The 19,608-nt window shown below is 72.4% G+C and carries 14 protein-coding genes and 1 pseudogene; 4 read left to right on the plus strand and 11 right to left on the minus strand.

What is annotated here, in order from left to right; translation table 11 throughout:
* Positions 1 to 35: 35 nt before the first annotated feature.
* Positions 36 to 1,973: a glycogen debranching N-terminal domain-containing protein gene (locus ACGFRF_RS28940; protein WP_393744842.1), complete on the minus strand. Its 1,938-nt coding sequence runs from the start codon at positions 1,971 to 1,973 to the stop codon at positions 36 to 38.
* The gene (locus ACGFRF_RS28945; protein WP_393744844.1) at positions 1,970 to 3,409 is read right to left on the minus strand and encodes a hypothetical protein; all 1,440 of its coding nucleotides are present in this window, start codon (positions 3,407 to 3,409) and stop codon (positions 1,970 to 1,972) included. The genes ACGFRF_RS28940 and ACGFRF_RS28945 overlap by 4 nt, the downstream gene beginning before the upstream one ends.
* Before the next feature lie 121 nt (positions 3,410 to 3,530).
* Here ACGFRF_RS28945 and ACGFRF_RS28950 point away from each other — a divergent pair, with 121 nt between their 5' ends.
* On the plus strand, positions 3,531 to 4,760 hold the full coding sequence (locus ACGFRF_RS28950) for an ROK family protein (RefSeq protein WP_393744846.1): 1,230 nt from the start codon (positions 3,531 to 3,533) through the stop codon (positions 4,758 to 4,760).
* Positions 4,761 to 5,199: 439 nt separating this feature from the next.
* The gene (ppdK, locus tag ACGFRF_RS28955; RefSeq protein ID WP_393744848.1) at positions 5,200 to 7,920 is read left to right on the plus strand and encodes a pyruvate, phosphate dikinase; all 2,721 of its coding nucleotides are present in this window, start codon (positions 5,200 to 5,202) and stop codon (positions 7,918 to 7,920) included.
* A 351-nt stretch (positions 7,921 to 8,271) separates the two neighbouring features.
* Here the strand turns inward: ppdK and ACGFRF_RS28960 are convergent, their stop codons facing one another.
* From ACGFRF_RS28960 to ACGFRF_RS28980, 5 genes are all read right to left on the minus strand, one after another.
* Positions 8,272 to 9,045 (minus strand): SDR family NAD(P)-dependent oxidoreductase, encoded by a 774-nt coding sequence (locus ACGFRF_RS28960; protein ID WP_393744850.1) that lies wholly within the window; start codon positions 9,043 to 9,045, stop codon positions 8,272 to 8,274.
* Positions 9,046 to 9,127: 82 nt separating this feature from the next.
* Entirely contained in the window at positions 9,128 to 9,712 is a 585-nt protein-coding gene (locus ACGFRF_RS28965; protein WP_393744851.1) for a TetR/AcrR family transcriptional regulator, read from the minus strand.
* 57 nt (positions 9,713 to 9,769) lie between these two features.
* Complete coding sequence (gene nirD / locus ACGFRF_RS28970) at positions 9,770 to 10,120, minus strand: nitrite reductase small subunit NirD (RefSeq protein WP_393744853.1); 351 nt, start codon at positions 10,118 to 10,120, stop codon at positions 9,770 to 9,772.
* Positions 10,117 to 12,720, minus strand: coding sequence for a nitrite reductase large subunit NirB (gene nirB / locus ACGFRF_RS28975; RefSeq protein ID WP_393744855.1), 2,604 nt, complete (start codon positions 12,718 to 12,720; stop codon positions 10,117 to 10,119). The genes nirD and nirB overlap by 4 nt, the downstream gene beginning before the upstream one ends.
* Positions 12,721 to 13,935, minus strand: a complete 1,215-nt coding sequence (locus tag ACGFRF_RS28980; protein ID WP_393744857.1) for an NAD(P)/FAD-dependent oxidoreductase — start codon at positions 13,933 to 13,935, stop codon at positions 12,721 to 12,723.
* Positions 13,936 to 14,143: 208 nt separating this feature from the next.
* Here ACGFRF_RS28980 and ACGFRF_RS28985 point away from each other — a divergent pair, with 208 nt between their 5' ends.
* A complete protein-coding gene (locus ACGFRF_RS28985) occupies positions 14,144 to 14,926 on the plus strand; it encodes a sulfite exporter TauE/SafE family protein (RefSeq protein ID WP_393744859.1) in 783 nt (260 codons plus the stop codon).
* Between the two features lie 31 nt (positions 14,927 to 14,957).
* Here ACGFRF_RS28985 and ACGFRF_RS28990 read toward each other — a convergent pair whose 3' ends face one another.
* The 3 genes from ACGFRF_RS28990 to ACGFRF_RS29000 form a co-directional block, all read right to left on the minus strand.
* The gene (locus ACGFRF_RS28990) at positions 14,958 to 15,596 is read right to left on the minus strand and encodes a class F sortase (protein WP_393744860.1); all 639 of its coding nucleotides are present in this window, start codon (positions 15,594 to 15,596) and stop codon (positions 14,958 to 14,960) included.
* Positions 15,597 to 15,715: 119 nt separating this feature from the next.
* Positions 15,716 to 16,225 (minus strand): hypothetical protein, encoded by a 510-nt coding sequence (locus ACGFRF_RS28995; RefSeq protein ID WP_393744862.1) that lies wholly within the window; start codon positions 16,223 to 16,225, stop codon positions 15,716 to 15,718.
* Between the two features lie 321 nt (positions 16,226 to 16,546).
* A complete protein-coding gene (locus tag ACGFRF_RS29000; RefSeq protein WP_393744864.1) occupies positions 16,547 to 18,196 on the minus strand; it encodes a M4 family metallopeptidase in 1,650 nt (549 codons plus the stop codon).
* Positions 18,197 to 18,338: 142 nt separating this feature from the next.
* Here ACGFRF_RS29000 and ACGFRF_RS29005 point away from each other — a divergent pair.
* Positions 18,339 to 18,763 (plus strand): annotated as a pseudogene (locus ACGFRF_RS29005) (gamma-glutamylcyclotransferase family protein).
* Position 18,764: 1 nt separating this feature from the next.
* Here ACGFRF_RS29005 and ACGFRF_RS29010 read toward each other — a convergent pair.
* Positions 18,765 to 19,595: an arylamine N-acetyltransferase gene (locus tag ACGFRF_RS29010; protein ID WP_393744866.1), complete on the minus strand. Its 831-nt coding sequence runs from the start codon at positions 19,593 to 19,595 to the stop codon at positions 18,765 to 18,767.
* Between the last annotated feature and the right edge of the window lie 13 nt (positions 19,596 to 19,608).

Here is a 19,608-nt window from a genome sequence, read left to right on the forward strand (position 1 = left end):
CCCCGGCAAACACCGGGCAAATCCGCGACGGCGCGCTACACGCCCCCCACCGCCGTCAGCAACGCGAGCGGCGCCGCAGCCGAACGGGACTCGCGCACGCACGCGTGCGGGTACGGAACCGGCTCCGGATGCGTGTCACGGCCGTAGCCCGCCAGCACCTCCGGCAGCCGGTGCCCGGTCGCCGCCGCCGCGTCGACCAACGCGTGGGCGACCGTACGGGCTTCGTCGTGCAGGCCGTAGCGGGCCAGCCCCAGCGTGATCAGGGCGTTGTCGTGCGGCCAGACCGAGCCGCGGTGGTAGGAGAGCGGGTGGTACGCCGGCTGCCCGGAGGCGAGCGTGCGCACGCCCCAGCCGGAGAAGAAGTCCGGTTCCAGCAGCCGTCGGCCCACCACCTCGCCGTACTCCTTGTCCAGCAGCCCCGACCACAACAGGTGCCCGGCGTCGGACGCCAGCGCGTCGATCCGGTGGCCCTCCCCGTCCAGCGCGAGCGCCGGGAAGGAGTGCTCCGGCATCCAGAAGTCCCGCTGGAAGCGGTCCCGGAGATCGGCCGCCGCCTGCTCCAGCAGGGCCGCGTAGGTCTCGTCGGACCACACCGCGCGCGCCACCCACGCCGTGCGGCGCAGCGCGTCGTACGCGTAGCCCTGGGCGCCCGCCGCCATCACCGCCCCGGTGGGCCGGGTGCCGTCGGCGCAGCAGATCGCGCCGGGGGAGTCCTTCCAGTTCTGGTTGGCGAGGCCGCCCTCGTCGGCGCGGTAGACGAGGTAGCCGCGCGAGGTGAGGCCCCCGTGGTCGAGCATCCAGCCGACGGCGGCCCGGGCGTGCGGCTCCAGGCGGCGGGCCAGGGCCGTGTCCGAGGTCCGCTCGACGTACGTCCCGAGCAGGATCAGGAACAGCGGGGTGGCGTCGACCGAGCCGTAGTAGCGCCCGAACGGCACCTGCCCGAAGTGCGCCAGCTCGCCGTGCCGCACCTCGTGCACGATCTTGCCGGGCTGGGCGACCGAGGACACACCGGTGCCGGTCGCCTGGGTCGCGGCGAGCGCGGGGAGCGTCGCGGCGGCCAGCCGCGGGCGGTACGGCAGCGCGAACAGGGAGGCGAGCAGGGCGTCCCGGCCGAGGAGCGTGAGGAACCACGGGGCGCCCCCGGCCGGCACCCGCAGCTCCTCGCCGTCCGGCCCGGTGGCCGGCACCTGGAGCGCGGCCAGGTCGGCGAGGCCCCGCGCACAGGACGCCGCCAGCTCCGGCCGGCCGGCCGGGAAGGCCACACCCTCCATGAACGCCTCCTCCTGAGCGGCGAGTTGTTCGTTCACGGCGGCCGGGTCGCGCGGCACGCGCAGGGCGCGCCGCTCGCCGTGCGGGCGGGCGATCACCCGCAGCACCAGCCGGGTCGTGCCGTGCGGTGCCAGATCGAGGGTCCACACCAGGCGCCGGGCGCCCGTACCCGTCTCCTCCACGGCGTCGGGAGCCGGGTCGGCCGTGATGGCCGTACAGGACCGCCATTCGGCACGCCGGTAGGTGAACTGGATGCCGTCGGGCAGGACTTCGCGGGTGCGCTGGGCGCCGGCCTTGACGTAGGTGCGGTGGTCGGAGCGGAGTTCGAACTGGTCGGTGAAGTCGGCGTCCACGGTCAGGGCGAGCCGGATCGTCGTGGGCACCGGGCGGTTGCTGGTCACCCGGAGCGACTCCACGAACGAGCTGTCGCCGACGGCCTGTTCACGGAAGAGGGTGTGTGCGGGCGGCTCCTGCCGGCCGCCACGGGGCACCAGGACGCAGCGGGCCGCGTCCCCGTCCGCGACCGGGGTGAGCACCTCTGGCACCGCACCGTCGACGGTGAGCTGCCAGCGGCTGAGGTGCCGGGCGTCCCGTACGAACAACCCGTCCGGGGCGCTGCCGCCGCGCACCCCGCTGATGTCGCCCCGGTCGCCCACGGCGGCGAACGTCGCCCCGTGCACGAGCAGATGATGCCGGTCCGTCATCGCCGGTCCCCTCCCTTGTCACTCCTGTCGAACGTGCCGGTGCCCGTCGGGGACACGCCCTGTCCGGTGTGCTTGAGAAGCTCTTTGTGCAGGTCCAGGGTGAGCGCGGCGGTCCAGCTGAAGCCGGTCGCGCCGCAGGCCTCGCCGGTGTACGGGTCGACGTACTCGGCGAAGCCGGTGGCGTCGGCGAGGCGCAGCACCGCCTCGCGCAGGGCGTCGGCCCGCTCCCGTTCGCCGTGCGTGCGCAGCCCGCGCTCCAGCAGCCAGCTCGTGTTGAACCAGGCCGGGCCGCGCCAGTACCGGTGCGGGTCGAAGGCCTCGCCGAGCAGGTCGTAACTCGGGACGAGCCGGGTGCGGTCGCCGAGCGAGAAGTGGGGCCCCCGGACGGTGCGGACGAGCGCGGCGGCGATGTCCCGGGGCAGGCCCGGCAGCAGCAGCGGGACCAGCCCGGAGACACCGCGCTCGCCGATCAGCCCCTCGCCCCGCAGGTCCCGGCACAGGAACATCCCGGCCGCCGGTTCCCACAGCCGCTCCACCAGCGCGGCCGTCAGCCGTTCGGCGCGCGCGTGCCGGGCGGTGCCGGCCGCGCCCAACTCCTCGGCGATCCGCGCGAGCGCGTGCTCGGAGGCGATGAGGAGGGCGTTGAACGCCGGGTCCTCCACGGCGAACTCCCCGCCGCCGTCGGCATATCCGCGATCCCGGTAGTCGGCGGCCAGCCGTACGTACCGCCCGTAGTCCAGATCCGTCGGGCGGTCCTGGGGCGCGCCGTGGTCGAGGTCGGCGCGGCGGAAGGAGCGGGCCGGGGCCGGGGTGATCCGGGCGAGCGGGGCGTCCCAGCAGGGGCTGTTGTCCATGCCCTGCTCCCAGGGGTGGACCACGGACACCAGCCCGCCGCCGCCCAGGTCGCGCCGGTGCAGCAGATACCGGTGCCAGGCGGCCAGCCGGGGATGGACCCGGGCGAGGAAGCCCCGGGCCCGGGACAGGACGGGGTCGGCGCGGTGCACCAGCCAGGCCGCCAGCGCGTGCACCGGTGGCTGCACGATGCCGGACGTCTGTACGGTGCGCGGGGCGCCCGCACGGTGGCCGGCGGTGGCGGAGCGCCAGAAGTCGGGGCTGGGGAAGTAGGCGTCGAGCGGTACCGAGGGGTTGAAGACGATGTGCGGGACGCGCCCGTCGGCCCACTGGGCCGCCAGCAGCGTCTCCAGCTCGGTCTGGGCCCGTAAGGGCGAGACGTGCCGCAGGCCGATCGCGATGAACGCCGAGTCCCAGGACCACTGGTGCGGATACAGGTTCCGGGAGGGGACCGTCGAGCCGCCCGTCCAGTTCGCGTCCAGCACCCGGGCGGCCCTGACGTGCAGGGCCGGGCCGGAGGGCGGTGGATCGTATGCGTTCTCGGGCTGCGGGGGACGGGCAGTGAGCTGGGCAGTGCGATCCACTCGGGGCTCCCCGGAAGACGTCCGACCGGCCGGGTTTGGTCCTGGCTACCGTAGGGTTACGTCTATTTAACACGCAAAACCCAATATGTAAGGCAAGCTTGAGAAACACAAGGGGGTGCGCATGACCGGACGTCCGGGCAGGACCGGGAAGACCTCGAAGGGCGGCAGTCAGGCCGGCGCCGGCGATCTGCTCCAACTGGTGCGCAGCGGGCGGGCCGTGACACGGGGTGCGCTCCAGCAGGCGACCGGACTGTCCCGCGCCACCGTCGGCCAGCGCCTGGACCGGCTGTTCCGGGCGGGCTGGCTGCGCGAGGGCGCCGGCGGCCCGGTCGACTCGCCGCTCGGCGGACGCCCGGCCATCACCCTGGAGTTCGACGACTCGCACGCCGTGGTCCTCGCCGCCGACCTCGACACCCGGCACGCGCGCGCGGCGGTCCTCACCCTGACCGGCGAGGTCCTGGCCGAGCACTCCGGCACGCTGGTGATCGAGGACGGGCCGGACGCGGTGCTCGGCGAACTCGGCCACCGGTTCGCCGCGTTGCTGGAGAAGGCCGGGCATCCCGCGGCGGAGGTCTGCGGGATCGGGCTCGCGGTACCGGGTCCGGTGGACAGCGAGACCGGCCGGGTGGTCCAGCCCCCGATCATGCCGGGCTGGGACGGCTACGACATAAGGGGCCGCCTCTCCCGCGCCTTCACCGAGCTCACCGGCGCCCCGGCCGTGCCGGTCCTCGTGGACAACGACGCCAACCTCATGGCCTACGGCGAACAGCGCACCGGGCACCCGGACTGCACGGCGTTCGTGCTGGTGAAGGTGTCGACCGGGATCGGCGCCGGGGTCGTGGTCGACGGCTCGATCTACCGGGGCGTCGACGGCGGCGCGGGCGACATCGGGCACATCCGGGTCGGCGCGGACGCGCTGTGCCGGTGCGGCTCGTACGGCTGTCTCGCCGCCGTCGCGAGCGGGGGCGCCGTGGCCCGGCGGCTGGCCGAGTCCGGGGTGCCGGCCGCCTCCGGCTCCGACGTGCGGGACCTGCTGGCCGCCGGGCACCCGGAGGCGGCCGCGCTGGCCCGGGAGGCCGGGCGCCGGGTCGGTGACGTGCTGTCGACGGTCGTCACCCTGCTCAACCCGGGCGTGCTGATGATCGCGGGGGACTTGGCCGGAACACCGTTCCTCACGGGCGTGCGGGAACTGCTCTACCAGCGGGCCCTGCCCCGCTCCACGGCCCACTTGGACGTGGTCACGTCCCGGCTGGGGGAGCGGGCCGCGCTCATCGGAGCGGGGGTGCTGGTCGTGGAGCACGTGTACGCGCCGACGCGGGTGGAGGAGCGGCTCATGGCGATGGGCGTGTGACGGCCGCTCCCGCACCCCTGTGACAGGCGTGTTCGCGCGTCGTTTCGGTTCCGGACGGCGTCCGCATGGTGAAATCCGGCTCGCTGTGGCAGCGTGATTCTCGCCACCCTTGATAAGGGTTGCGCTCAGATGAGCGGATCAAGCGCGGCTGCACTTCTCCAAGGGGTGGCACTCGGTGCCACCCCTTGATCGTTCATCGATCGAACTCAGTCGTGTTGAGGTGTGCTCATGTGAGCGTAGAAGCGCGCCTGGGACGCCCCATGCGTTCAAGAAGTGAAAACATCAAGGCGGCTTGGCTTGCCAAGCCTTGACTTTCGATCCGCTGGCGGACGGGTGGTTACAGGCGCATGACGCGCAAGTGGACGTACCCACAGACCTTCGATCTGGGTATGTTCCTCGCCGTCAGGGCAGCCACCGCGGCCTCAAGGAGTCGAGACCCGTGTCGGAAAACAAAGAACCCCACGTAGCGAAGTTCGTTTACGACTTCACCGAGGGCAACAAGGACCTCAAGGACCTCCTCGGCGGCAAGGGTGCCAACCTCGCCGAGATGACCAACCTCGGTCTTCCGGTCCCTCCCGGCTTCACCATCACCACCGAGGCCTGCAAGGTCTACCTGGAGAGCGGTGAGGAGCCCGCGGCACTGCGTGACGAGGTGAGTGCGCACCTCGACGCCCTCGAGCGGAAGATGGGCAAGAAGCTCGGCCAGGCCGACAACCCCCTCCTCGTGTCGGTCCGCTCCGGTGCCAAGTTCTCCATGCCGGGCATGATGGACACCGTCCTGAACATCGGCCTGTCCGACAAGTCGGTGCAGGGCCTGGCCAAGCAGGCCGGCGACGAGCGGTTCGCCTGGGACTCCTACCGCCGCCTCATCCAGATGTTCGGCAAGACCGTCCTCGGCGTCGACGGCGACCTCTTCGAGGAGGCCATCGACAAGGCCAAGGAGGCCAAGAAGGTCACGGTCGACACCGACCTGGAGGCCGCCGACCTGAAGAAGCTGGTCACCACCTTCAAGAAGATCGTCAAGAAGGAGGCCGGCCGGGACTTCCCGCAGGACCCGCGCGAGCAGATGGACCTCGCCATCAAGGCGGTCTTCGACTCGTGGAACGGCGACCGCGCGAAGCTGTACCGCCGCCAGGAGCGCATCCCGCACGACCTGGGCACGGCCGTCAACGTCTGTTCCATGGTCTTCGGCAACCTCGGCCCCGACTCCGGCACCGGCGTCGCCTTCACCCGCGACCCCGCCTCCGGCCACCAGGGCGTCTACGGCGACTACCTGCAGAACGCGCAGGGCGAGGACGTGGTCGCGGGCATCCGCAACACCGTCGCGCTCGCCGAGCTGGAGCAGATCGACAAGAAGTCGTACGACCAGCTCATGCAGATCATGGAGACCCTGGAGAACCACTACAAGGATCTCTGCGACATCGAGTTCACCATCGAGCGCGGCCAGCTCTGGATGCTGCAGACCCGGGTCGGCAAGCGCACCGCCGGTGCCGCCTTCCGCATCGCGACCCAGCTGGTGGACCAGGGCCTGATCGACGAGACCGAGGCGCTCCAGCGCGTCACCGGCGCCCAGCTGGCCCAGCTGATGTTCCCGCGCTTCGACGACAACGCCAAGACCGAGCAGGTCGGCCGGGGCATCGCGGCCTCGCCGGGTGCGGCGGTCGGCAAGGCGGTCTTCGACTCGTACACCGCCGTGAAGTGGTCCCGCTCGGGCGAGAAGGTCATCCTGGTGCGCCGCGAGACCAACCCCGACGACCTGGACGGCATGATCGCCGCCGAGGGCATCCTGACCTCGCGCGGCGGCAAGACCTCGCACGCGGCCGTCGTCGCGCGCGGCATGGGCAAGACCTGCGTCTGCGGCGCCGAGGAGCTGGAGGTCGACACCAAGCGCCGCCGTATGACGGTCCCGGGCGGACACGTCGTGGAGGAGGGCGACCTGATCTCCATCGACGGTTCGAGCGGCAAGGTGTACCTCGGTGAGGTCCCGGTCGTCCCGTCCCCGGTCGTGGAGTACTTCGAGGGCCGGATGCACCCGGGCGCCGACGACGCGGACGAGCTGGTCGAGGCCGTCCACCGCATGATGGCCTTCGCCGACCGCAAGCGCCGCCTGCGGGTGCGCGCCAACGCCGACAACGCCGAGGACGCGCTGCGCGCCCGCCGCTTCGGCGCCCAGGGCATCGGCCTGTGCCGCACCGAGCACATGTTCCTCGGCGACCGCCGCGAGCTGGTCGAGCGCCTGATCCTGGCGGACACCGAGGAGGAGCGCGAGGCGTCCCTCAAGGCCCTGCTGCCGCTGCAGAAGAAGGACTTCGTCGAGCTGTTCGAGGCGATGGACGGCCTCCCGGTCACCATCCGCCTGCTCGACCCGCCGCTGCACGAGTTCCTCCCCGACATCACGGAACTCTCCGTCCGCGTGGCCCTGGCCGAGTCCCGCCAGGAGCCGCACGAGAACGACCTGCGCCTGCTCCAGGCGGTCCACCGCCTGCACGAGCAGAACCCCATGCTGGGCCTGCGCGGCGTACGCCTCGGCCTGGTCATCCCCGGCCTGTTCACGATGCAGGTCCGCGCGATCGCCGAGGCGGCGGCCGAGCGCAAGGCGGCCAAGGGCGACCCGCGCGCCGAGATCATGATCCCGCTCGTCGGCACGGTCCAGGAGCTGGAGATCGTCCGCGAGGAGGCCGACAAGGTCATCGCCGAGGTCCAGGCGGCCACCGGCACCGAGCTGAAGCTCGCGATCGGCACGATGATCGAGCTGCCGCGCGCCGCGCTGACGGCGGGCCAGATCGCGGAGGCCGCCGAGTTCTTCAGCTTCGGCACGAACGACCTGACCCAGACGGTGTGGGGCTTCAGCCGCGACGACGTGGAGGCCTCGTTCTTCACCGCGTACCTGGAGAAGGGCATCTTCGGTGTCAGCCCCTTCGAGACGATCGACAAGGACGGTGTCGGCTCCCTGGTGAAGGCGGCGGCGGAGGCGGGCCGGCGTACCCGCCCCGACCTCAAGCTCGGCGTCTGCGGCGAGCACGGCGGCGACCCGGAGTCGGTCCACTTCTTCCACGAGGTCGGCCTGGACTACGTCTCCTGCTCCCCGTTCCGCATCCCGGTCGCCCGCCTCGAAGCGGGACGCGCGGCCACCCAGTCGGCGGGCAGCGACCACCGCTAGGCCCGCGTGGCCGGTTGAACCCCGGAGCCGCCGTTGGTCCCCGACCCTCACCGATCGGCGGCGGCTCCGGTGCACGAAAGAGGAGGGGCGGCACCCTGTGCGGGGGTGCCGCCCCTCTGGCGTGCGGTCAGCCGCAGGCGGCTCGCCACCGGGCCGAGCGGGTGCCGCCCCCCGGCCTGTCCGGCGGGTCGCATCGGCGGCTGCCGGCTGTGCGAGCAGGTGCCATCCCCTGCGCTGCGGGCCGTTCTCAACCGGGAGGCAGCAGCCCGTTCACCAAGGCCCGCAGGCCGTCCGCGCGGGATCGACTGGGCCGGCGGAACGCCGCTCACCGGGAGCCGCCCGGAACACGGGTCACAGGGAGCCGCCGCTGTCCACCACCAGGTCGGTGCCGACGACCGCGGCTGCGTCGTCCGAGGCCAGGTAGAGGACGGCGGCGGCGACCTCCTGGGTGGTGGCGATCCGGCCCAGCGGGAGGGTGGCCCGCGCGCGCTCGGCCCGCTCCGGCTCCGTCTCGCCGGGCTGCAGGGACATGGAGGTCTCGGTGGCGCCCGGGCTGACCACGTTGATACGCACCCCGTCGCGGATGTGGTCCAGCGCGGCTCCCCGGCTGAGCGCGGTCACGGCGGCCTTGGTCGCGGAGTAGGCGGCGGCCCCGGGGGAGGTGGCGTGCAGGCCGAACGTGGAGGAGACGGTGACGATCGCACCGCCCGCCGGCTGGGTGCGCATCTGCCGGATCTGGGCCTGCAGGGCCAGGTACACACCGGTGACGTTGGTCGCGAGCTGGCTGTGCCAGTCGTCCTCGGGGAGGTCCGCGAGGGGCTGCCCGCCCCGGAAGACGCCCGCGTTGTTGACCGCCACGTCGAGTGAGCCGAAGTGCTCGACGGCGGCCCGGACCAGGGCGTCGGCGTCGGCCGCGAGGGAGACGTCGGCGCTCACCGCGAGGGCCTTGCCGCCCTGCTCCTCGATCAGCCGGACGGTCTGCGCGAGGGGCTCGGGCCGCCGCCCGGCGACGACGACCTGCGCTCCCTCGGCGGCGAACGCGAGCGCGACGGTCCGGCCGATGCCGGAGCCGGCACCGGTGACGAGGGCGGTCCGGCCGGCGAAGCGGTTGCGTGCGGTGGTCATGATCTCCCCTTTTTCTTGACCGATCGATTCATTATGAGGTGCGGGAAAAGCGCCCTCGCGGGAGGGCGCTCACCGGGGTGGTTCAGTCGAGCAGCGCCAGGGCCTGCTCCGCCGCGTCCCGGACCCGGGCCGGGTCCGCCGACGCCTTGCCGACGATCCGCAGCCCCTGCATCAGCACCAGCAGTGTGCGGGCGAGCGTGAGCGGATCGCGGTCGGCCGGCAGTTCGCCCTGGCTCTGGGCGCGCACGAGCGCGGAGTGCAGCAGCGTCTCCAGGTGGTCCCAGTTGCGCTCGACGCGCCGGGCGGCGGCCGGGTCGTGCGGGGCGAGTTCGGCGGCCGTGTTGGTGATCATGCAGCCGTTCAGCCGCACTTGCTCGTCGGCCGCCTCCGCCGCGTAGCGCCGTACGACCCCGCGTACGGCCGGCAGGGCGGGGCCCGGCTGGGACAGCTCGCGCACGATCGCGGTCAGTCCCGTCTGCTCGTACCGGTCCAGCGCCCTCAGGTACAGCTCGTGCTTGCTGCCGAAGGTGGCGTACAGGCTGGCCCTGCCGATGCCGAGGTGCTCGACCAGGTCGGCCATCGAGGTCGCCTCGTAGCCGCGCCGCCAGAACAGCTCCAGGGCTGACTGCAGCGCGGCGTCGGGGTCGAATTCCTTGGTCCTGGCCACGTGGTGGAGCCTAGGCGTATTTGGAACGATCAGTCAAGCAGCTTGGTCAGGGGTGGGTCAGGCCGCCCGCACCTGGTACGCGGCCACCACCACCGACTCGTCGTCCAGGCACTGCCCGCTGGTCAGGTCGAAACGCTGCTTCAGCAGGGGGGACGCCACGAACGGGCGGCCCTGGTCGGTGCCGGTCAGGCCACGGGAGAGGACGGCCGCGCCGGTGAAGGGGTCGACGTTGTCGATGGCGTACAGGTGGTCGGAACGGTCGCGGAACAGGGCCACCTGACGGCCGTCCGGCAGCAGGGCGGCCACCCCGCGGCCCGGGATCAGCGCGCTCAGGTCGCAGACCGTGAACCAGCTGTCGTCCAGCTGCAGTTGCACCTTCAGGTCGGTGGTCTCGAGGGCCAGGGTCATCGCTGGGCGGTTCCTTCCAGGACGTCGGCGGGCCGCGTGCCGATGGTGAGCAGCGGCAGGTCGGGCTTGATCTGGTCGCGCTCGGGGACGAAGGCTACGACCGGGTCCGGGGTGTCCGGGGCGTTGACGAAGGACACGAACCGGGCGAGCTTGTCGGGATCGTTGATGGTCTCGGCCCACTCGTCGCGGTAGTTGCCGATGTGCGCCGTCATCAGCGCCTCGAGCTCCTCGCAGATGCCGAGCGAGTCGTGCACCACCACGTCCCGTACGTGGTCCAGGCCGCCCGGGATGCGCTCCAGCCAGGTCGAGGTGCGCTCCAGCCGGTCGGCGGTGCGGATGTAGAACATCAGGAACCGGTCGATCAGCCGGACGAGTTCGGCGTCGGACAGGTCCTGGGCGAGGAGGTCGGCGTGGCGGGGGGTCGCGCCGCCGTTGCCGCCGACGTACAGGTTCCAGCCGTTGGCCGTGGCGATCACGCCGAAGTCCTTGGACTGGGCCTCCGCACACTCACGGGCGCACCCGGAGACGGCGGACTTGAGCTTGTGCGGGGAACGGAGCCCCCGGTAGCGCAGCTCCAGGTCGATCGCCATGCGCACCGAGTCCTGCACGCCGTAGCGGCACCACGTCTGCCCGACACAGGACTTCACCGTGCGCAGCGACTTGCCGTAGGCGTGCCCGGACTCGAACCCGGCGTCCACCAGCCTGGCCCAGATCAGGGGGAGCTGCTCCACCCGTGCGCCGAACATGTCGATCCGCTGCCCGCCGGTGATCTTCGTGTAGAGCCCGAAGTCCCGGGCGATCTCGCCGATCACGATCAGCTTCTCGGGCGCGATCTCCCCGCCGGGGATGCGCGGCACGACCGAGTACGAGCCGTTCTTCTGCAGGTTGGCGAGGAAGTGGTCGTTGGTGTCCTGCAGGGCCGCCTGCTCGCCGTCGAGGACATAGCCGCTCGCGCCGATCGTCGGGGCGAGGGAGGCGATGATCGAGGCCACCGCCGGCTTGCAGACCTCGCAGCCGTCACCGCCCCGGGCACCCTCGCGGCCGTGGCGGTCCAGCAACTCCCGGTAGGAGGTGATGCGCAGGGCGAGGACGATCTCGTACAGCTCCTCGCGGGTCTGCCCGAAGCAGCCGCACAGGCCCTTGTCGACCTCGACACCGGAGGCCTCCAGCTCGGCGGTGACGAGCTGGCCGAGCACCTTCAGGCAACTGCCGCAGCCGGTGCCGGCCTTGGTGCACTTCTTCACCTCGGGCACGGTGGTGCACTGGTGCTCCGTGACCGCGCCGCGGATGGTGCCCTTGCTGACGTTGTGGCAGGAGCAGATGATCGCCTCGTCCGGCAGGGCCGACGGGCCGAGCTGGGCCCCCGAGTCCGCTCCGGCGGGCAGGACGAGGGACTCGGGGGAGATCGGCGGCACCGAACCGGTCAACGCGCGCAGCGTGCCGTACGCCTCCGCGTCGCCGACCAGGATGCCGCCGAGCAGCGTGCCGTCGCGGCCGATGACCAGCTTCTTGTACAGGCCCGCGCGGGAGTCGGAGTAGACGACGTCCAGGCAGTCCTCGGTGGTGCCGTGCGCGTCGCCGAAGGAGGCCACGTCCACGCCGAGCAGCTTGAGCTTGGTGGACAGGTCGGCGCCGGTGAAGGACGCCTCGTCCGCGGCGATGGTCGCGGCGGCCGTCTGCGCCTGCTCGTAACCGGGGGCGACCAGGCCGTACACCCGGCCGTCCGCCGCCAGCGCGCACTCGCCGATGGCGAAGACGTGCGGGTCGGTGACCGTACGGCACTGCTCGTCGACCGTGATGCCGCCGCGCTCGCCGACCGCCAGGCCGCAGTCGCGGGCCAGCTGGTCGCGGGGCCGGACACCGGCGCTGAACACCACCAGGTCGGTGGCGAGTTCGGAGCCGTCGGACAGCCTCATGCCGGTGACGGCGCCTTCGGCGTCCGTCACGATCTCCTGGGTGCCCACACCGGTGTGGACCGTCAGGCCCATGTTCTCGATGGTGCGCAGCAGGGCCGCGCCACCGCCGTCGTCCACCTGCACCGGCATCAGGCGCGGCGCGAACTCCACGATGTGGGCGTTCAGCCCGAGGCCCTTGAGCGCACCGGCGGCTTCCAGACCGAGCAGACCGCCGCCGACCACCGCACCGGTCGTCCGGGTCTTCGCGTACTCCTCGATCGCGAGCAGGTCCTCGATCGTGCGGTAGACGAAGCAGCCGGTCGCGTCCTTGTTCGGCACCGGCGGTACGAACGGGTAGGAACCGGTGGCCAGCACGAGGACGTCGTAGTCGACGACCAGACCCGAGCGGGCGGTCACCTTCCTCGCCTCGCGGTCGATCGTCTCCGCCGGGTCGCCGACGTGCAGCTCGATGCCGTGGTCCTTGATGAACTCCATGTCGGTCATGGAGAGGTCTTCCGGCGTCCTGCCCGAGAAGTACGAGGTCAGCTGGACGCGGTCGTATGCCGGACGCGGCTCCTCGCACAGCACGACCACGCGGTGCGTGGCGGTCAGGCCGCGCTCGGCCAGCGCCTCGAGGAAGCGCTGGCCGACCATGCCGTGGCCGACGAGCACGATCGTGGGGGTGGCCCCCAGGGTGGCGGTCATTCAGGAGCCTCCATCGTTGGTGAGCAGGTGGAGCAGGGGCCCGTCGTCGGGGAGCGGCTCTGCTCCCTCCCAGGCGCGGGCGAGCGCGCCGACGGTGCCGAGTTCGCCGACGAGAACCCCGCCGACCAGGCGGTCGTCGCGGACGACGACCTTGCGGTAGGTGCCCCGGGTGGCGTCGGCGATCCGCACCACGTCGTCGCCGGGGCGCGCCTCGGTCTCGCCGAACGCGGCGAGGTCGAAGGGGGAACCCGGGCCGGTGAGGGTCAGCCGGGTCAGGGAACGGGTGCCCGCGTAGCGGGCGTCCGCGTCGCCCGCGAGCGACCGAGCGAGCGCGTCGGCCTGTTCCAGGGCGGGGGCGGCCAGGCCGTAGACCGTTCCGTCGTGCTGGACGCAGTCGCCGACGGCGTGGATGTGCGGGTCCGAGGTGCGCAGCCGGTCGTCGACGAGAATGCCTTTGTGGACGGCGAGTCCCGCCTGCTCCGCCAGGCCGGTGCGCGGGCGCACCCCGCAGGCGAGCACGACGAGGTCGGCGTCGAGGGCGTAGCCGTCGGCCATCTCCACCGAGCGGACCGCGCCCGCGACGCAGCGCACGTCCCGCACCCGGCACTCGGTGTGCACCTCGACGCCCAGGTCCGTCAGGTGCCGCAGCACCAGCCGGGAGGCGTCCGGGTCCAGCTGGCGCTCCATGAGCCGCTCGGCCTGCTGGGCGAGGACCACCTGCGCGCCGCGCACGGCGAGCGCACGGGCGGCGGACACCCCCAGCAGCCCGCCGCCGATGACGACGGCCCGCACCCCCGGCCGGACCGCCTTGGCCAGTCCCAGGCAGTCGTCCATGGTGCGGAACGCGTGGACGCCTTCGGGGAGTTGGTGGTCGGGCGTGAACAGACCGCGCAGCGGCGGCAGTACCGGGTTGGAGCCGGTGGCCAGGACGAGCGTGTCGTATGCGATCGACATGCCGTCGGCGCAGTCGACGGTCCGGGCGGCCCGGTCGATGCCGGTGACCCGGGTGCGCAGCAGGCCCTCGGGCGCCGGCAGGCCGATCACCTCGGGGGCGTACCGGCCGGCCAGCACCTCGGCGAGCAGCACCCGGTTGTACGGCGGGTGCTCCTCCTCGCCGACGAGCAGCGCGGGCGTGCCCAGCTCGCCGAGCCGCCGGGCGAGCCGCACGCCCGCGAGGCCGGCGCCGATCACCACCACACGCTTATTCGAGGTCATGTCCATGAGCGTGCGACCCGGACGTTACCCGGCGGCATCACTCCTGTTTCCCGCGAGGAACGCTGCCCTCAGCGGGAGCGCCCGGGGTGTGTGAGGGTCCCGGGCGCGCGGCGGGGAGCGCTGTGAGGAGGCCCGGACCAGGCGGAAAGCCTCAGAAGCCGCTCAGATGCGTGGACGGCGCACCCGGCCGCTGCCTAGGGTCGCGATCATGCCCGACATACCCGTGACCGTCACAGCCCTGCTCTGCGTGGCCGCTCTCGCGGCCGGCTGGATCGACGCGGTGGTCGGCGGGGGCGGGCTGCTGCTGTTGCCGGCCCTGCTGCTGGGGCTGCCGTCCGCCACCCCGGCCGCGTACGCGCTGGGCACCAACAAGGCGATCGCGATCGTCGGCACCACCGGCGCGGCGGTGACCTACGCCCGCAGGGCGCCGGTGGACGTCGCTACGGCCGTGCGCATCGGCCTCGCCGCCCTCGCCGGTTCCTCGGCGGGCGCGTTCTTCGCGGCCGGGATGAGCACGGACGTCCTCAAGCCGGTGATCATGGTGGTGCTGCTCGGGGTCGCCGCCTTCGTGATCCTGCGCCCCGCCTTCGGCACGGCCCCCGCCGCCGGTCCCGCCACCCGCAGTCAGAAGCTCGCCGCGATCGGTCTGGCCGGCCTCGGCATCGGCTTCTACGACGGCCTGATCGGCCCCGGCACCGGCACGTTCCTGGTCCTGGCGCTGACCGCGGTCCTCCGGCTGGACCTGGTCACGGCCTCCGCCACCGCCAAGATCGTCAACTGCTGCACCAACGCGGGCGCCCTCGCCATGTTCGCCTGGCAGGGCACGGTGCTGTGGCGCTTCGCGGCCCTGCTGGCCGTCTTCAACCTCGCGGGCGGCACCCTCGGCGCCCGCACGGCGCTCAAGCAGGGCAGCCGCTTCGTCCGGGCCGTCCTGCTGACGGTGGTCCTCGCGCTGGTGGCGAACCTGGCCTACGAACAGTGGCCGGCCTGACGGCGGGGTCCCGCCCGCGAGGCGCCGCCGGCTACCGGCTGCCCGTCAGGTGGGCGAAGACCACCACGTTGCCCTGGTAGCCGGTCGTCCTGGAGTAGCCGCCGCCGCAGGTGATGACCCGCAGTTCGGGGCGGGGGGCCGCGCCGTACACCTTCTGGTCGGGGAAGCTGTGGGCCGAGTACACCTCCACCGCGTCCACGGTGAACACGGCCACCGTGCCGTCCTGGCGGTCCACCTCGATGCGGGCGCCCCGCCTGAGCGCGCCCAGGTCGTAGAAGACGGAGGGGCCGTCGGCGTTGTCGACATGGCCGGCCACGACCGCGGTGCCCCTCTCGCCGGGAATGGTGCCGGCCTCGTACCAGCCGGCGAGGTTCTTCTCCTCGGCGGGCGGCACGTCCAGGCTGCCGGAGCGGGTGAGGGCCAGGCCCATCAGCGGGGCGTTCACACGGATCGCGGGGATGCGGATGCGAGTGGGCGGGGACGGCGCCAACGCGGCGGCCGCGAGCCGCTCTCCGCCGGGATCGAGGCGGCTTTCGACGGCCGACGGCTGCGGTGGCGTGTGCGTCCCGGCGCCGCCGCCGAGCAGCCACACCGCCGAACCGAGGGCCACGACGGTGACCGCGGCTATCGCGGTGTCGCCGAGCCGGTCGAACCTGGCGCCCTTGCGCATGCGAACCCCTCTCCCGGGGGCGGCCCCCGAAGCTCCCTCCCCCTCCGGGCCGCGAGGGGCATCGGACCCGGAGGGGGTGGGACGTGCGGTACCGGCGGACGGACAGCGGAGGGTGTCCGTCAGATCCCGTCGCCTCTCGCCCGGCGATGCAGGAGCCAGGTACCGCCCGCGGCGGCGACGGCCAGAGCCGCCACGCCCGCCGCGGTCTGCACGGGGTCGGGACCGAGTGCGCCGCCGACCCCCGTCTTGACACTTCCCCGCGGTTGCACCTGGTCGTGCACCGCGCTCAACGCCACCATCAGATCGCCCTTCACCAGCCGGTCGCCCTCGGCGCACCTGGCGACGATCTCGTACGTCCCCGGCTGAGCGCTCGGCGGCACCTGGAACTGGCCGATCGCCTCGCCCTCGTGCGCGCTGGGCGCCAGCGTGAAGACGCCCGCGCCGACCGCGCTCGCGTCCCCGGTCGCGGAGCCCTTGTCGCCGCACGCGGCGGTGTTCACCGTGACCTGTGCCCCGGGTGCCACGGTGGAGGGGTACACGTCCAGGTGGCCGGTGCCCTCGGCGTAGGCGGGTGCCGCGACGGCCACGGCGAGCGCGGTACCGGTCAGCAGACGGGCGGTGCGTCGCATGGTGCTCCCCAGAGCTTGTCCGACTCGTGCCCTACCGAGATAAGTGGCTCCCGGTCCCGCCCGCTTGCTGAGGGAGCGTCAGAAATGCGGTGAACGGGTGTCGGTCGGGCCCCCCACACGGGCTAGTCCAGGCGAGATTCCGGCAGGTCACGGACGTCCCCGGGGGCCGCCCAAGGCAGCGGTATGAAAAGAACACGAATGGAGCGGCGGTACCGGTGAACGGGTGACGGCGCGTCAGTGCTCCGGGCTCCGGTCGCGGCAGGCGCGGCAAAAGGCCGGTGCCCGCCCAGGGGCACCGGCCTGTGCGCTCTCGCCGTCGGGTCAGTTCACGTTGACCGCGCTCCAGGCGGCGGCCACCGCGTCGTACTCCGCGCTGCCCGTGCCGTAGAGGTCCTTGGCGGCGTTCAGGGTGGCCGTGCGGGCGCCCTTGTAGTTCGTGGAGGACGTCATGTAGACCGTCAGCGCCCGGTACCAGATCTTGCCGACCTTGTCCCGGCCGATGCCGGTGACCGTCGAGCCGTTGGAGGTCGGCGAGTCGTAGCCGACCCCGTTGATGGTCTTCGCGCCGCTGCCCTCCGCGAGGAGGTAGGCGAAGTGGTTGGCGACACCCGAGGAGTAGTGGACGTCGAGGTTCCCGACCGACGAACTCCAGTAGTCCGCGGAGCTGCCGTCCTTGGACGGCTTGTCCATGAAGCGCAGGGCCGCCTTGCCGAAGCCGGAGCGGACGATCTTCTCGCCGATGAGGTAGTCACCGGTGTCGGAGGGGTTGTCCGCGTACCACTCGACCATCGTGCCGAGGATGTCGGAGGTGGCCTCGTTCAGCCCGCCGGACTCGCCCGAGTAGGTCAGCGCGGCGGTCTTGGACGTCACGCCGTGCGTCATCTCGTGTCCGGCGACGTCGAGGGCGACCAGCGGTCCGAAGGTGGTCCCGTCACCGTCGCCGTACGTCATGCAGAAGCAACTGTCGTCCCAGAAGGCGTTGTTGTAGTTGCTGCCGTAGTGGACGCGGTTGTACGAGCCCTTGCCGTCGTTCGCGATGCCGTTGCGGCCGTGCGCGTTCTTGTAGTAGTCCCAGGTCTCGTCGGTGCCGTACTGGGCGTCGACGGCGGCCGAGGCGCGATCGGCGTTGCTGCCCGTGCCCCAGTGGTTGTCGGCGTCCGTGAACAGGGTCGCGGGGGCCCGGCTGAAGCAGATGCCGAAGAAGCACAGGTCGGTCTTGTTCTCGGCGTCACCGGTGTAGGTGTTGCCGCGCGTCGGGTCCTTCAGCTGGTACGACGACCCCGACTGGGTGGTCTCCAGCGGCACCGTCCCGCTGTACAGCGAACTGCCGTCGCCGGTGGCCGTCTCGATGCTGTCCCAGGCGTCGATCCGGGCGCCGGTGCGGGCGTCGGTCAGCACCGTCCGGGCGACCGGGTTGCCGAGCGGGTCGAGGCCGGCGGCGGTGGTCCGCCAGGCCAGCTTCGGGGAGCCGTGCAGGGCGTCGACGACCAGCTGCGGCTTGGCCTTGACCTGCTTGAGCCCGGTGCCGAGGTGGGCGGCGCGCAGGGCGTTCACCGCGAGGTCGGCGGCCTTCGGACCGGACACCCGCGGACTGACGGAGGGCAGGGATATCAGGCTGCGCGTCGCCCGGTCGGCGTTGCGGTAACCGCCGTCGGATGCCAGGTGGACGACGAAGTCGCCGCCCAGGACGGGGAGTCCGTGGTAGGTGCGGTCGTAGCGGACGTGCTGGGTGCCGTCCTTGTCCACGATCACGTCCCGGACGCTGGTGTCCTGGCCGGAGGTGAGCCCCAGGCCGGTGGCGTGGGCGACGAGTGCCGACGCCGCGTTCTCGATCGCGGTGGTCCGGGTCGGTCTGCTGTCCGCGTGGGCGGCGGGGGAGAGAGCGGCGGCCAGCAGGGTCGCGGTGGTGACGGCGACACCGGTGGTGGCGAGACGACGGGTTCCTCGGGCGTGCTGCCGTATTCGGCTCATCTGTCTCCTCGGGGAGGCGCCGACGAAGGCGTGGGGGTGGCGCGTATGCCGCTTGAGATTTAAGAGGCCATGACATGTCATGTCCATAGCGCGTTCATGGAGATGTGTGCGGACCCGGAGGGGGTACAGAATCGTTTCCGTGATCGCTGAGGACCCCCGGCCGCTCCCGTTCTTCGTCTACGGCACCCTCCGCCCCGGCGAGCCGAACCACGACCTGTTCCTGCGGGGCCGGACGGCGGTGGAGGAACCGGGACGCCTCGCGGACGCCGTGCTGTACGACGGCCCGGGCTACCCCTACGCCGTGGAGCGGCCCGGGGAAGAGGTGCGCGGAGAACTGGTGACCGCCCGGCCGGAGGCGTACGAGGACCTGCTCGCGGCCCTGGACCGGCTGGAGGAGTACGTGCCCGGCGACCCCCGCAACCTGTCGTGCGCGTCGCCCGGGACGTCGTACGCGCCGACGGCAGCGCCGTGCGGGCCTGGGTGTACCTGGCCGCCCCACGCGTCGCCGCCCGGCTGCGCACGGCCGGCACCCGGATCGAGGGCGGCGACTGGCTCGCCCGCCGCTGACTCAGCCCAGCAGCGTCAGCCCCTCGGGAACCTCGATGCCGAACTCCTCCTCCACCACCCGACGCGCCCGCGCCTCGTCCGTCAGCTCGCGTTCGGTCACCGTGCCGTCGGCACGGGTCTCGGTGAAGCGGGGCCCGTCCAGGGCGAGATGACGCTCGGCGGTGGTCCGCTGCAGATAGGCGCGGCGGGTGAACGGAGAACGCGGGTTGGTGCCGACGTGCCAGTTGAACACCTCGAAGTCCGTGACGGCGAACGGTTCCAGCGTGAACGCGTACTGGCTCACCCAGTCCCGCGCCGCCGCGTCGTACGCCTGCAACGCCCACAGCTCCAGCGGCCCGTCGTGCGGCAGCACCGCGAACCGGTGCCGGCGCCCGCCGCCCTCGGACTCCTCGCCCAGAGCCAAGGGCACCGGCGCCAGTAGCGACCCGACCGCCCCGAAGCCCACATCCGCCAGATACGGCCGCGGCTCGCCCGGCACCTCGACCCGCAGCATCGCGTGCGTCCGCGGCCTGCTCTCCGGCGTCCTGGCCCCCAGCACCACCCGCGCCGCCAGCGCGGACACGCGGAAGCCGAGCGCTTCCAGCGCCAGCCACAGCAGGATGTTGTGCTCGTAGCAGTAGCCGCCGCGCCGGCCGTGGACCATCTTGGCCATCAGGTCGGCGGGGTCGAGGGACGGTGCCCTGCCGGACAGGGCGTCCAGGTTCTCGAAGGGCAGCGCCAGGGCGTGCGCCAGATGCACGCCCCGCAGGGTCGCCAGGTCGGCCCGCCTGCCGCCCTCCCATCCGATACGGCCGAGGTAGGCGTCGAGGTCGAACTTCTCGAAGTCGGACATGCCTCGAATCTAC

The sequence above is a fragment of the Streptomyces sp. NPDC048521 genome, from assembly GCF_043199855.1.
In the GTDB taxonomy this organism is placed as follows: Bacteria; Actinomycetota; Actinomycetes; order Streptomycetales; family Streptomycetaceae; genus Streptomyces.

Excerpts from the sequence above, each read along its gene's own strand:
- ACGFRF_RS28940 (WP_393744842.1), bottom strand. The coding sequence starts at position 1,973 with ATGACGGACCGGCATCATCTGCTCGTGCACGGGGCGACGTTCGCCGCC.
- ACGFRF_RS28950 (WP_393744846.1), top strand. The coding sequence starts at position 3,531 with ATGACCGGACGTCCGGGCAGGACCGGGAAGACCTCGAAGGGCGGCAGT.
- ACGFRF_RS28960 (WP_393744850.1), bottom strand. The coding sequence starts at position 9,045 with ATGACCACCGCACGCAACCGCTTCGCCGGCCGGACCGCCCTCGTCACC.
- nirD (WP_393744853.1), bottom strand. The coding sequence starts at position 10,120 with ATGACCCTGGCCCTCGAGACCACCGACCTGAAGGTGCAACTGCAGCTG.
- nirB (WP_393744855.1), bottom strand. The coding sequence starts at position 12,720 with ATGACCGCCACCCTGGGGGCCACCCCCACGATCGTGCTCGTCGGCCAC.
- ACGFRF_RS28980 (WP_393744857.1), bottom strand. The coding sequence starts at position 13,935 with ATGACCTCGAATAAGCGTGTGGTGGTGATCGGCGCCGGCCTCGCGGGC.
- ACGFRF_RS28985 (WP_393744859.1), top strand. The coding sequence starts at position 14,144 with ATGCCCGACATACCCGTGACCGTCACAGCCCTGCTCTGCGTGGCCGCT.
- ACGFRF_RS28990 (WP_393744860.1), bottom strand. The coding sequence starts at position 15,596 with ATGCGCAAGGGCGCCAGGTTCGACCGGCTCGGCGACACCGCGATAGCC.
- ACGFRF_RS28995 (WP_393744862.1), bottom strand. The coding sequence starts at position 16,225 with ATGCGACGCACCGCCCGTCTGCTGACCGGTACCGCGCTCGCCGTGGCC.
- ACGFRF_RS29000 (WP_393744864.1), bottom strand. The coding sequence starts at position 18,196 with ATGAGCCGAATACGGCAGCACGCCCGAGGAACCCGTCGTCTCGCCACC.
- ACGFRF_RS29010 (WP_393744866.1), bottom strand. The coding sequence starts at position 19,595 with ATGTCCGACTTCGAGAAGTTCGACCTCGACGCCTACCTCGGCCGTATC.